The following is a 13,080-nucleotide window of genomic DNA, read 5'->3' on the forward strand; positions in this document are numbered from 1 at the left end:
ACGCATAGTGCTCGACGTCAACTTCTTCGACGAGCTCCGGATCGGCCTGGCCACCGCGGACGACATCCGTCAGTGGAGCCACGGCGAGGTCAAGAAGCCCGAGACCATCAACTACCGCACCCTCAAGCCCGAAAAGGACGGACTCTTCTGCGAGAAGATCTTCGGTCCGACCCGGGACTGGGAGTGCTACTGCGGCAAGTACAAGCGCGTCCGCTTCAAGGGCATCATCTGCGAGCGCTGTGGCGTCGAGGTCACGCGCGCCAAGGTGCGCCGTGAGCGGATGGGCCACATCGAGCTGGCCGCGCCCGTCACGCACATCTGGTACTTCAAGGGTGTTCCTTCGCGCCTCGGCTACCTGCTGGACCTGGCGCCCAAGGACCTCGAGAAGGTCATCTACTTCGCGGCGTATATGATCACGTACGTCGACGAGGAGCGCCGCACCCGCGACCTGCCCTCCCTGGAGGCGCACGTCTCGGTCGAGCGCCAGCAGATCGAGAACCGTCGCGACTCCGACCTGGAGGCCCGCGCCAAGAAGCTCGAGGCCGACCTGGCCGAGCTGGAGGCCGAGGGTGCCAAGGCCGACGTGCGCCGCAAGGTGCGCGAGGGTGCCGAGCGCGAGATGAAGCAGCTGCGCGACCGTGCGCAGCGCGAGATCGACCGTCTCGACGAGGTGTGGAACCGGTTCAAGAACCTCAAGGTCCAGGACCTCGAGGGCGACGAGCTGCTCTACCGCGAGCTGCGTGACCGCTTCGGCACGTACTTCGACGGCTCGATGGGTGCCGCGGCGCTGCAGAAGCGCCTGGAGTCCTTCGACCTCGAGGAGGAGGCCGAGCGTCTCCGCGAGATCATCCGTACCGGCAAGGGCCAGAAGAAGACCCGTGCGCTCAAGCGCCTCAAGGTCGTCTCCGCGTTCCTGCAGACCAGCAACAGCCCCAAGGGCATGGTGCTCGACTGCGTGCCGGTCATCCCGCCGGACCTGCGTCCGATGGTGCAGCTGGACGGTGGCCGCTTCGCGACCTCCGACCTGAACGACCTGTACCGCCGTGTGATCAACCGCAACAACCGCCTGAAGCGCCTCCTCGACCTCGGTGCGCCCGAGATCATCGTGAACAACGAGAAGCGCATGCTCCAGGAGGCCGTCGACGCGCTCTTCGACAACGGCCGTCGTGGTCGCCCGGTCACGGGCCCCGGCAACCGTCCGCTGAAGTCCCTCAGCGACATGCTGAAGGGTAAGCAGGGTCGATTCCGTCAGAACCTGCTCGGTAAGCGAGTCGACTACTCGGCGCGTTCCGTCATCGTCGTCGGCCCGCAGCTGAAGCTGCACCAGTGTGGTCTGCCCAAGGCCATGGCGCTGGAGCTGTTCAAGCCGTTCGTGATGAAGCGCCTGGTCGACCTGAACCACGCGCAGAACATCAAGAGCGCCAAGCGCATGGTGGAGCGCGGCCGCACCGTCGTGTACGACGTCCTCGAAGAGGTCATCGCCGAGCACCCGGTGCTGCTGAACCGTGCTCCCACCCTGCACCGCCTCGGCATCCAGGCCTTCGAGCCGCAGCTGGTCGAGGGCAAGGCCATCCAGATCCACCCGCTCGTCTGCACCGCGTTCAACGCGGACTTCGACGGTGACCAGATGGCCGTGCACCTGCCGCTGTCCGCGGAGGCGCAGGCCGAGGCCCGCATCCTGATGCTGTCCTCGAACAACATCCTCAAGCCGGCCGACGGCCGTCCGGTGACGATGCCGACCCAGGACATGGTCCTCGGTCTGTTCTTCCTCACCACCGACGGCGAGCTGCGGGACACCAAGGGCGAGGGTCGGGCGTTCGGTTCCACCGCCGAGGCGACCATGGCGTTCGACGCCGGCGAGCTGGCGCTCCAGTCCGCGGTCGACATCCGCTTCCCGGTGGGCACCATCCCGCCGCGCGGCTGGACCCCGCCGGTGCGCGAGGAGGGCGAGCCCGAGTGGCAGCCGGGTGACACCTTCCGTCTGCGGACGACCCTGGGCCGTGCGCTCTTCAACGAGCTGCTGCCCGAGGACTACCCGTTCGTCGACTACTCGGTGGGCAAGAAGCAGCTCGGCGAGATCGTCAACGACCTCGCGGAGCGCTACCCCAAGGTCATCGTGGCGGCGACGCTCGACAACCTGAAGGCGGCCGGCTTCTACTGGGGCACCCGCTCCGGTGTCACCGTGGCCATCTCCGACGTCGTCGTCCCCGAGGCGAAGAAGGCGATCGTCGCGGGCTACGAGGCGCAGGACGAGAAGGTCCAGAAGCAGTACGAGCGCGGTCTGATCACCAAGGAAGAGCGCACTCAGGAACTCATCGCGATCTGGACCAAGGCGACCAACGAGGTCGCCGAGGCGATGAACGAGAACTTCCCCAAGACGAACCCCATCTTCATGATGGTTGACTCGGGTGCCCGAGGAAACATGATGCAGATGCGGCAGATCGCCGGTATGCGTGGTCTGGTGTCGAACGCGAAGAACGAGACCATCCCGCGTCCGATCAAGGCGTCCTTCCGTGAGGGCCTCTCCGTGCTGGAGTACTTCATCTCCACGCACGGTGCCCGTAAGGGTCTGGCGGACACCGCCCTGCGTACCGCCGACTCGGGTTACCTGACCCGTCGTCTGGTGGACGTCTCGCAGGACGTCATCATCCGCGAGGAGGACTGCGGCACCGAGCGCGGTCTCAAGCTCCGGATCGCGGACCGCGCGGCAGACGGCACGCTGCGCAAGACGGAGAACGTCGAGACGTCCGTGTACGCGCGCTGCCTCGCCGAGGACATCGTGGTCGACGGCCAGGTGCTGGCCCCGGCCGGCACCGACCTGGGCGACGTCCTCATCGAGGAGCTGGTCGGCCGTGGCGTCGAGGAGGTCAAGACCCGCTCGGTCCTGACCTGCGAGTCCGCCGTCGGTACCTGCGCGATGTGCTACGGCCGTTCGCTGGCCACCGGCAAGCTGGTCGACATCGGTGAGGCGGTCGGCATCATCGCCGCCCAGTCCATCGGTGAGCCCGGTACCCAGCTGACGATGCGTACCTTCCACACCGGTGGTGTGGCCGGTGACGACATCACCCAGGGTCTGCCCCGTGTCGTCGAGCTCTTCGAGGCCCGTACCCCGAAGGGTGTCGCCCCGATCTCCGAGGCCTCCGGCCGCATCCGGATCGAGGAGACCGAGAAGACCAAGAAGATCGTCGTCACCCCGGACGACGGCAGCGACGAGACGGCGTTCCCGATCTCGAAGCGTGCCAAGGTCCTGGTCCGCGAGGGCGACCACGTCGAGGTGGGCCAGCAGCTCACCGTGGGTGCCACCAACCCGCACGACGTGCTGCGCATCCTGGGTCAGCGTGCCGTCCAGGTCCACCTGGTCGGCGAGGTCCAGAAGGTCTACAACTCGCAGGGTGTGTCGATCCACGACAAGCACATCGAGATCATCATCCGGCAGATGCTCCGCCGCGTGACGATCATCGAGTCCGGCGACGCCGAGCTGCTGCCCGGTGAGCTGGTCGAGCGCTCGAAGTTCGAGACCGAGAACCGTCGTGTGGTCCAGGAGGGCGGTCACCCGGCCTCCGGTCGTCCGCAGCTGATGGGTATCACCAAGGCCTCGCTGGCGACGGAGTCCTGGCTGTCGGCCGCCTCCTTCCAGGAGACGACCCGAGTTCTGACGGACGCGGCGATCAACGCCAAGTCCGACAGCCTCATCGGCCTCAAGGAGAACGTCATCATCGGTAAGCTCATCCCGGCCGGTACGGGTCTGTCCCGCTACCGCAACATCCGGGTCGAGCCGACCGAGGAGGCCAAGGCCGCGATGTACTCGGCCGTCGGCTACGACGACATCGACTACTCGCCGTTCGGCACCGGCTCCGGCCAGGCCGTTCCGCTGGAGGACTACGACTACGGTCCGTACAACCAGTAAGCGAGCAGCTTGAACTGAAGGGCGGTCACCCCGTGGGGTGACCGCCCTTCGGCGTTGTTCGGGTCTTTCGTTCGAGTGATCGCTCCGTGTCGGCTACGTCCGTCCACGCTTCCCGGCCGGCCGGTGTGCGAGGTTGTGCCGAACCCGGCCGAGCGGAGGCGTAGGTGGCGACGTCATGACTTCAGCGACTGCCCGGCGTCTTGTCGTGGCGGCGGCGCTGGCCGCGCTGGCGACGACGGCTGCCTGCGGGGGCGGCGGGCCGACGCCGCCGGTGCCCATCGAGACCGAGTCCACCGACACGGAGGAGAACGGGTCCGAGACGCCGACCCCGGACGAGACCGTGACGACCTCGAACCCGGCCGAGTCGGACGCGGACGTCTTCCTGGACGGTGACAACGAGGAGTCCACGGCGTCGGACATCAAGCTGTCGAGGACGCAGGTGGGTGAGCCGGTCCAAGGGGAGGTGGAGATCACGGTGTCGCAGGAGCGGCCGCCCCCGCCCCTGCAGGATGTCAGGGGCGAGATCAACGGTGAAGAGGTCGAGATCGCCGAGGGGTGTCAGGGCGAGGTGCCGGCGGACGGCTGCACGGTGACCTTCCGGTACACGCCGACGGAACCGGGGCCGTACGAGGGGGAGTTGACCCTCACGATGGCCGACGGTTCCACCGTCACCGCCCCCATCCACGGCGAGGCGGACGAGGCCTCGACCTCGGACACGGGTCCGACCACCCCGGGTCCCACGACGTCCGAGCCCGTCACCACCGAGCCGGAGACCCCGCCCGAGGACGAGACGCCGGAGCTGCAGACGTAGCGCCCGGCGTTCTCCCGGAGGCGCGGATCTCCAGCCAGGCGGTGCCGTCGTCGGGCAGCACCACCACACCGTCCCTGTAGTGCGCGGTGTGGGAGATCAGATAGAAGCGTGCCGGTGCCTTCGCCAGGAGGCGGAAGCCCCGGTACTCGTACCGGTACGGCCCGTTCGCGCTGCCGTGGTCCTTGAACTCGATGTCCCTCGCGTTGTGGGTGAGGGGCACCCGGGAATGGATCACCACGGCCGGCAGCCGCTTGTACCCCTGCTTCGCGTCCAGCTTGGCGTTGCTGTGGCCGACGACCGCCGCGTACTGCGCCATGTCGAAGAACAGGCTCACCGTCAGGAGCCCGATGAGCAGCGCGCCGATCGCCAGCCACACCCGGTCGCCGTCAGGGGCCCGTCGCCGGGCCCGTAGGCCGGTGCTCTGGTTGAGCCGCAGATGGACCGCGCAGACGGCCAGCGTGGACCCCACGGCCACCAGCACGGCCGGCATGAACACGCGTGGCCAGCCCGCCGGGAAAGGGACCACCGGGTCCGCCACGAGAGCCGGGAGGCCCAGGAACACCATGGCGATGCCGACGGCGAGCAGCAGGATGATCGCCGCACGGCGACGCACGGCATGCTCCGGCCCGGCCAGCGCCTGTTCCAGCCAGCCGAACACCAGGAACATGATCAGCCCGCCGGCCAGCAGGACGCACAGCGGAAGGAAGATCGCGCTCGTGCTGGTGGCCATGACGTTCTGGATGGACATCCCGAGGTCCTCGGGCACCACGCCGAGGGTGGAGTAATACTCCCTGATGTAGATGCTGCCGAAGTAGTAGAGCAGAGCGAGTGCGATGGTCCCCGGTGCCGCGACGAGCGCCGCCTTCTCCACGAACGTCGACACGGGAGAGCGCCCGGGCGGGGGCTGGGGGCCGGCCGGCGGCTCCTGCGGCGCGGTCATGGGTCTCAGTCTGTTCGCGCGCCGTCGGGCCCGCACGCGGAGACCCTCCGCCCGGCTGACCGTTCCCCGCGAACCGGTCGTCCTGACATGCGTCGATCGCCGATTCGAAGATCACGTAGGGTACAGCGGCTTGACATCGCCCGCAGCTCGGGGCCGCCGGACTCCATTTGTTTTGACCACAGCGAATGAGGTAGGTACGCTCAGACCTTGTGCCTGGGGTGTGCCCTGGCTCTCGTGCGTGCCTTCAACCGCATGGCGAGCCGACACCGGCCACCGTAATCTGCGCCCTTTTCGCCTTGCGGCAAAGGTCCGCGAGATTCGACACACCCGACCGCGTGGGTCGGCGACGTTCCAGGTTAGCTTTACCTATCGGCACACAGAAACCGGAGAAGTAGTGCCTACGATCCAGCAGCTGGTCCGCAAGGGCCGGCAGGACAAGGTCGAGAAGAACAAGACGCCCGCACTTGAGGGCTCTCCTCAGCGTCGTGGCGTCTGCACGCGTGTGTTCACGACCACCCCGAAGAAGCCGAACTCGGCCCTGCGTAAGGTCGCGCGTGTGCGTCTGACCAGCGGGATCGAGGTCACCGCTTACATTCCGGGTGAGGGACACAACCTGCAGGAGCACTCCATCGTGCTCGTGCGCGGCGGCCGTGTGAAGGACCTGCCGGGTGTTCGCTACAAGATCATCCGTGGTTCGCTCGACACCCAGGGTGTCAAGAACCGCAAGCAGGCCCGCAGCCGCTACGGCGCCAAGAAGGAGAAGTAAGAATGCCTCGTAAGGGCCCCGCCCCGAAGCGCCCGGTCATCATCGACCCGGTCTACGGTTCTCCTCTGGTGACCTCCCTGATCAACAAGGTGCTGCTGAACGGCAAGCGCTCCACCGCCGAGCGCATCGTCTACGGCGCCATGGAGGGTCTGCGTGAGAAGACGGGCAACGACCCGATCATCACGCTGAAGCGCGCGCTGGAGAACATCAAGCCGACCCTCGAGGTCAAGTCCCGCCGTGTCGGTGGTGCGACGTACCAGGTGCCGATCGAGGTCAAGCCCGGTCGCGCCAACACCCTCGCGCTGCGCTGGCTCGTCGGTTACTCCCGCGCCCGTCGCGAGAAGACCATGACCGAGCGTCTGCTCAACGAGCTCCTCGACGCCTCCAACGGCCTTGGTGCCGCTGTGAAGAAGCGCGAGGACACGCACAAGATGGCCGAGTCCAACAAGGCCTTCGCGCACTACCGCTGGTAGTCGCTACCCACATCGAGACCGAGAGAAGACTGAAGCCTTATGGCTACCACTTCACTTGACCTGGCCAAGGTCCGCAACATCGGGATCATGGCCCACATCGACGCGGGCAAGACGACCACCACTGAGCGGATCCTGTTCTACACCGGTGTGTCGTACAAGATCGGTGAGGTCCACGACGGCGCTGCCACCATGGACTGGATGGAGCAGGAGCAGGAGCGTGGCATCACGATCACCTCTGCTGCCACCACCTGCCACTGGCCGCTGGAAGACGTCGACCACACCATCAACATCATCGACACGCCGGGCCACGTCGACTTCACCGTCGAGGTGGAGCGTTCCCTGCGCGTGCTCGACGGTGCTGTGACGGTGTTCGACGGCGTCGCCGGCGTTGAGCCGCAGTCCGAGACCGTGTGGCGTCAGGCGGACCGTTACGGCGTTCCGCGTATCTGCTTCGTCAACAAGCTCGACCGGACCGGTGCCGAGTTCCACCGCTGCGTCGACATGATCTCTGACCGCCTGGGCGCTCAGCCGATCGTGATGCAGCTCCCGATCGGTGCCGAGGCCGACTTCAAGGGCGTCGTCGACCTCGTGACGATGAAGGCCCTGGTCTGGTCCGCCGAGGCCACCAAGGGCGAGATGTACGACGTCGTCGACATCCCGGACACGCACACCGAGGCTGCCGAGGAGTACCGCGGCAAGCTGCTCGAGGCCGTGGCCGAGAACGACGAAGAGATCATGGAGCTGTACCTGGAGGGCACCGAGCCTTCCGTGGAGCAGCTGTACGCCGCGATCCGTCGCATCACCATCGCGTCCGGCAAGTCCAAGGACACCACGGTCACCCCGGTGTTCTGCGGTACCGCGTTCAAGAACAAGGGTGTTCAGCCCCTGCTCGACGCGGTCGTGCGCTACCTCCCCTCCCCCCTGGACGTCGAGGCCATCGAGGGTCACGACGTCAAGGACCCGGAGACGGTCGTCAAGCGCAAGCCGTCCGACGAGGAGCCGCTGTCGGCTCTGGCGTTCAAGATCATGAGCGACCCGCACCTCGGCAAGCTCACCTTCGTCCGGGTCTACTCGGGCCGCCTGGAGTCCGGCACCGCCGTGCTGAACTCCGTCAAGGGCAAGAAGGAGCGCATCGGCAAGATCTACCGCATGCACGCGAACAAGCGTGAGGAGATCGACTCGGTGGGCGCCGGCGACATCATCGCCGTCATGGGTCTGAAGCAGACCACGACCGGTGAGACGCTGTGCGACGACAAGGCCCCGGTCATCCTGGAGTCCATGGACTTCCCGGCGCCGGTCATCCAGGTCGCCATCGAGCCCAAGTCGAAGGGCGACCAGGAGAAGCTGGGCGTCGCGATCCAGCGCCTGGCCGAGGAGGACCCGTCCTTCCAGGTCCACTCGGACGAGGAGACCGGCCAGACCATCATCGGTGGTATGGGCGAGCTGCACCTCGAGGTGCTGGTCGACCGTATGCGCCGTGAGTTCAAGGTCGAGGCCAACGTCGGCAAGCCGCAGGTGGCGTACCGCGAGACGATCCGCAAGGCCGTCGAGCGCGTCGACTACACGCACAAGAAGCAGACTGGTGGTACCGGCCAGTTCGCCAAGGTGCAGATCGCGATCGAGCCCATCGAGGGCGGCGACGCCTCGTACGAGTTCGTGAACAAGGTGACCGGTGGCCGTATCCCGAAGGAGTACATCCCTTCGGTGGACGCCGGTGCTCAGGAGGCCATGCAGTTCGGCATCCTCGCGGGCTACGAGATGACCGGCGTGCGCGTCATCCTCATCGACGGTGGCTACCACGAGGTCGACTCCTCCGAGCTCGCGTTCAAGATCGCCGGTTCGCAGGCCTTCAAGGAGGCCGCGCGCAAGGCCAGCCCCGTGCTCCTCGAGCCGATGATGGCCGTCGAGGTCACCACGCCCGAGGACTACATGGGTGAGGTCATCGGCGACATCAACTCCCGCCGTGGCCAGATCCAGGCCATGGAGGAGCGGGCCGGTGCCCGCGTCGTGAAGGGCCTCGTGCCCCTCTCGGAGATGTTCGGTTACGTCGGCGACCTGCGCAGCAAGACGTCCGGCCGTGCGAGCTACTCCATGCAGTTCGACTCCTACGCCGAGGTTCCGCGGAACGTCGCCGAGGAGATCATCGCGAAGGCCAAGGGCGAGTAACGCACCGCGTTCACACGCTTTAGGCTTGACTCCGGAGCCTCAAGGGGCAAACACCCGCATTCCTGGATGTTTGCCCCGGGTTCCGGGCTTTCCAGCAAAGATCACCTGGCGCCGATGAAGCAAGGCGTTCAGAACCACTCCACAGGAGGACCCCAGTGGCGAAGGCGAAGTTCGAGCGGACTAAGCCGCACGTCAACATCGGCACCATCGGTCACATCGACCACGGTAAGACGACCCTCACGGCCGCCATTACCAAGGTGCTGCACGACGCGTTCCCGGACCTGAACGAGGCCTCGGCGTTCGACCAGATCGACAAGGCTCCTGAGGAGCGCCAGCGCGGTATCACCATCTCCATCGCGCACGTCGAGTACCAGACGGAGACCCGTCACTACGCCCACGTCGACTGCCCCGGTCACGCGGACTACATCAAGAACATGATCACCGGTGCTGCCCAGATGGACGGCGCCATCCTCGTGGTCGCCGCCACCGACGGCCCGATGCCGCAGACCAAGGAGCACGTGCTCCTGGCCCGTCAGGTCGGCGTTCCGTACATCGTCGTCGCCCTGAACAAGGCCGACATGGTGGACGACGAGGAGATCCTGGAGCTCGTCGAGCTCGAGGTCCGTGAGCTCCTCTCCGAGTACGAGTTCCCGGGCGACGACCTGCCGGTCGTCCGTGTCTCCGCGCTCAAGGCCCTCGAGGGCGACAAGGAGTGGGGCCAGTCCGTCCTCAACCTGATGCAGGCTGTGGACGAGAACATCCCCGAGCCCGAGCGTGACGTCGACAAGCCGTTCCTGATGCCGATCGAGGACGTCTTCACGATCACCGGTCGTGGCACCGTCGTCACCGGTCGTATCGAGCGTGGTGTCCTCAAGGTCAACGAGACCGTCGACATCATCGGCATCAAGACCGAGAAGACCACCACCACGGTCACCGGCATCGAGATGTTCCGCAAGCTGCTCGACGAGGGCCAGGCCGGTGAGAACGTCGGTCTGCTGCTCCGTGGCATCAAGCGCGAGGACGTCGAGCGCGGCCAGGTCATCATCAAGCCGGGCTCGGTCACCCCGCACACCGAGTTCGAGGCGCAGGCCTACATCCTCTCCAAGGACGAGGGTGGCCGCCACACGCCGTTCTTCAACAACTACCGTCCGCAGTTCTACTTCCGTACGACGGACGTGACCGGCGTTGTGACCCTCCCCGAGGGCACCGAGATGGTCATGCCGGGTGACAACACCGAGATGAAGGTGGAGCTCATCCAGCCCGTCGCCATGGAAGAGGGCCTGAAGTTCGCCATCCGTGAGGGTGGCCGGACCGTGGGCGCCGGCCAGGTCACCAAGATCAACAAGTGATCTTGAGCTGATCCGGCCCGGGTCTTCGACCTGGTAGCTGTCGGAGGGGCCCGTACGACTTCGGTCGTACGGGCCTCTTCGCTGTTCAGGTCGTTATGCAGGGGAGATTCACGGACGGGCAGGCGGGTGACACACTCCCGTACGACGCCGAAGTGACCTGGACCACCCATGAAGAAGCGCCACAGACCGAAGCGCCACAGACCCCTGCTGTCGGCTGCTGCGATCCTTTCCGTGGCGGCGCTCGCCGCATGCGGCCCCGCCGAGCACAGCGATGCCGCGGCAGACCCCACCCCGGCCAAGGCGTCCCCGACACCCCGCCGGTCGACTCCGCCGCCCCCGGCGCCTTCTCCCAGCGCATCGGTGTCCTCCTCGCCGAAGCCCGCCCGCACCACCCCGTCCGCGTCTGCGACACCGACCCGCCCCGTGTGGCCGCGCGTGACCTTCGCCCGGCTGTCGTTCGAGAGGCCTCCGGGCTGGACCCTGGTCAGGTACGGCACGGACGCCTGTCTCGAACCCGTGCAGCGGGCCGGACTTCCCGAGATGTTCGGTTGCGCCGGCCTCGACATCAAATCCGGCTACCTCCCCGGCAACGAGAACCGCGCCTACGAGGCCGGCCAGCCCGGCGGCTGGTACTCCGCCACCGACGTGCAGCCCTGCCCCGTCCAGCCGCGTCTGGCGGACGGCTCCCTCAACGGCGTCAGCGGTACGTCGACGCCGCCCGTGGCGTCCGGCCTGCGCGCCGTGGGCACCCACCAGGCCTGGTACGACCGCTGGAACGCCTCCTGTGGGAACGGCTACCGCTTCTCACCCCAGGCCTGGTACCTGCCGGTGTCCAAGCTGCTCTTCCTGGACTACACCGGGCACGCGGAGACGGCGCGGGTACTGCGGTCGGTGCGGTTCCCTTGACGGATATGGCTGTGTCCGTGAGTGGCTGAGATCGAGTTCACCAGCGTGAGCTCATCCCCGTACCGATTCCGTCACGCGTTCCGCACGATCCCCACAGCGCCCTGTGCACGGCCTGTGGTGGCGAGCACGGTGTCTACCGTTGAGTGATCTTGTGCGGTGGGGGCCGTACGCCCTTGCCGTTCTCGTGCTTCCCCGTCAGCAGGACGACCATGTGCGGCTCAAGAAGAAGTCCGAGGGCGGCGGGCGACGGCGGTGGCGCAGGCGGGCGCCGGAGCCGCAGCCCTGGAGTCCGCTGGGGTGGCGGACCGGGCCCGTGTGGCCGGGGAGGTGCTGACCGTCGCGCTCGCCCTGCGCCGCACGAAGGAGTTCCTGGTGGACACCAACCCGGATCCGGCGGTGCTGCGTGGCGGGCTGCCCGACAAGGCCCTGGCACTGCTCGATCCGAAGCAGCCGGCAAGGACGGCCTGGCTGCTGCGGTCGCTGGCCGCGCCGACGAGCAAGCACGATCCCACCGGTGTGGTGAGCCGTTTCGATCCGGACGAGGCGCGCCTGGCCGGCGATGTCGTCAAGGTGCGTGGCCATATGACGGTCGCCGCCGCCCGGCGGGGTGAGGTGCGGGTGCACGCCGATTACACCTTCGTCTACCCGCTGGTGGAGGCCCACGGGCCCAGCGACGTGGTGGCGCGCGCCATCGTCCGCCGCGACCTCACCGTGACCCTGTCGAATCCCCGGCAGTGGATGACCACCGAGGGCAGGCTCTGTTTACCGGAAGCCCGCATCTCCATGTACTCCTCCGTCGGCGGGAAGGTCGGAGCGAAGTGGGCAGCCGTTCCGTCGTGTGGGACGACGATGACCGAAGAGAACGGGGCCGCGGCAGGGGCACCCGTCTCCAAGTGCTCCTTGAAGTCGAAACGCACCGTCCAGCCGTAGATGAATTCGATTGCCGTGTCCGGAAGCATGACCACGGAATCAGCCCGGTCGGGATAGGCGAAGGTTTTCAGGTATGCGGCGGCCGCCGCCACCGCTTCATTCTTGGGCAGCATTATCCAACTCCACTATCGATACGGAATGTAGCCGATACGCGAGACGCCCTGCTCCAGTCTTCCGAGGGCTCCGCTTTGGCCGTTCAGGAAAACTCCGTGCCCTGTGCTCACGGCGCAACTCCGGAACTGGGGGCTCCCGTTGGACGCGGCGCAGCGCATCGTGGCCGAGCTGGCGGCCAATGTACCTGGCGGCCGGCCTGTTCGCCGGACGACCCTGGAGCGGATGGTTGCTGCTCGCATGGCCCGGAAGTCCGTCTTCGAGCGGTCGCCCGCACCGGAGCTGAGTTTCGTCCAGGAAGAGGTGACGCTGCGCCGCCCGATCGGGGACGCAATGGTGTTGCGCCGACAGCTCGAACACATGCTGGAGGTGGCCCGGTTGCCGTTCGTGGAGCTACAGATGATGCCGACCGTCCGCGCGACCATCCCGGGACGGGTGGTGTGATCGAGGTGCTGAAGTTCGTGGATGGGACGGGGGTTGGCCGTACCGATGATGACTTCGCGGGCCGCCCGGTCTCGAACCCGAGCCGGCTCCGGGTCCTCGATCTGCGCCATGGCATCATCCGGGCGCAGGCGCTCACGCCAGAGGAATCTCTGGTCTTCATCGAGCAAGCGCTGGCCGACTTCGTCACGTACGCCTCACGGATCGCCTAACCCGCAGTAAAGGAAACGGCAAGGCTGCAGCTCAACTCCCCGATAACGCAAGGTCAGTTGTTAGCGTG

9 protein-coding genes and 1 pseudogene are annotated in these 13,080 nt (G+C 66.7%); 8 read left to right on the forward strand and 2 right to left on the reverse strand.

Annotated features, from left to right (window positions below; translation table 11 throughout):
• Positions 1-7 precede the first annotated feature (7 nt).
• Together ACFY3C_RS21770 and ACFY3C_RS21775 are read left to right on the forward strand one after the other, a co-directional pair.
• Entirely contained in the window at positions 8-3,907 is a 3,900-nt protein-coding gene (locus ACFY3C_RS21770) for a DNA-directed RNA polymerase subunit beta' (RefSeq protein ID WP_386577179.1), read from the forward strand.
• 175 nt (positions 3,908-4,082) lie between these two features.
• Entirely contained in the window at positions 4,083-4,718 is a 636-nt protein-coding gene (locus ACFY3C_RS21775; RefSeq protein ID WP_390771917.1) for a hypothetical protein, read from the forward strand.
• Here ACFY3C_RS21775 and ACFY3C_RS21780 read toward each other — a convergent pair.
• A complete protein-coding gene (locus ACFY3C_RS21780; RefSeq protein ID WP_390771918.1) occupies positions 4,663-5,658 on the reverse strand; it encodes a hypothetical protein in 996 nt (331 codons plus the stop codon). The two genes, ACFY3C_RS21775 and ACFY3C_RS21780, sit on opposite strands and share 56 nt — an antisense overlap.
• 394 nt (positions 5,659-6,052) lie before the next feature.
• Between ACFY3C_RS21780 and rpsL the strand changes: the two genes are divergently transcribed.
• The 5 genes from rpsL (at position 6,053) to ACFY3C_RS21805 (ending at position 11,318) form a co-directional block, all read left to right on the forward strand.
• Positions 6,053-6,424, forward strand: coding sequence for a 30S ribosomal protein S12 (gene rpsL / locus ACFY3C_RS21785; protein ID WP_003948652.1), 372 nt, complete (start codon positions 6,053-6,055; stop codon positions 6,422-6,424).
• Between the two features lie 2 nt (positions 6,425-6,426).
• Positions 6,427-6,897 (forward strand): 30S ribosomal protein S7, encoded by a 471-nt coding sequence (gene rpsG, locus ACFY3C_RS21790; protein WP_003992340.1) that lies wholly within the window; start codon positions 6,427-6,429, stop codon positions 6,895-6,897.
• Between the two features lie 39 nt (positions 6,898-6,936).
• Complete coding sequence (gene fusA / locus ACFY3C_RS21795; RefSeq protein ID WP_386577182.1) at positions 6,937-9,063, forward strand: elongation factor G; 2,127 nt, start codon at positions 6,937-6,939, stop codon at positions 9,061-9,063.
• Positions 9,064-9,218: 155 nt separating this feature from the next.
• Positions 9,219-10,412: an elongation factor Tu gene (tuf, locus tag ACFY3C_RS21800; RefSeq protein ID WP_020941664.1), complete on the forward strand. Its 1,194-nt coding sequence runs from the start codon at positions 9,219-9,221 to the stop codon at positions 10,410-10,412.
• A 360-nt stretch (positions 10,413-10,772) separates the two neighbouring features.
• Entirely contained in the window at positions 10,773-11,318 is a 546-nt protein-coding gene (locus ACFY3C_RS21805; RefSeq protein WP_386577183.1) for a hypothetical protein, read from the forward strand.
• Positions 11,319-11,959: 641 nt separating this feature from the next.
• On the opposite strand, the gene ACFY3C_RS21810 is transcribed toward ACFY3C_RS21805, so the two are convergent.
• Positions 11,960-12,361, reverse strand: coding sequence for a YrhB domain-containing protein (locus tag ACFY3C_RS21810; protein WP_390771919.1), 402 nt, complete (start codon positions 12,359-12,361; stop codon positions 11,960-11,962).
• Positions 12,362-12,544: 183 nt separating this feature from the next.
• On the opposite strand from ACFY3C_RS21810, the pseudogene ACFY3C_RS21815 reads away from it, so the two are divergent.
• Positions 12,545-13,012, forward strand: a pseudogene (locus tag ACFY3C_RS21815) (DUF5753 domain-containing protein); the annotation flags it as partial.
• Positions 13,013-13,080 lie beyond the last annotated feature (68 nt).

The sequence above is a fragment of the Streptomyces sp. NPDC001410 genome (genome assembly GCF_042895235.1).
Taxonomy (GTDB): domain Bacteria; phylum Actinomycetota; class Actinomycetes; order Streptomycetales; family Streptomycetaceae; genus Streptomyces.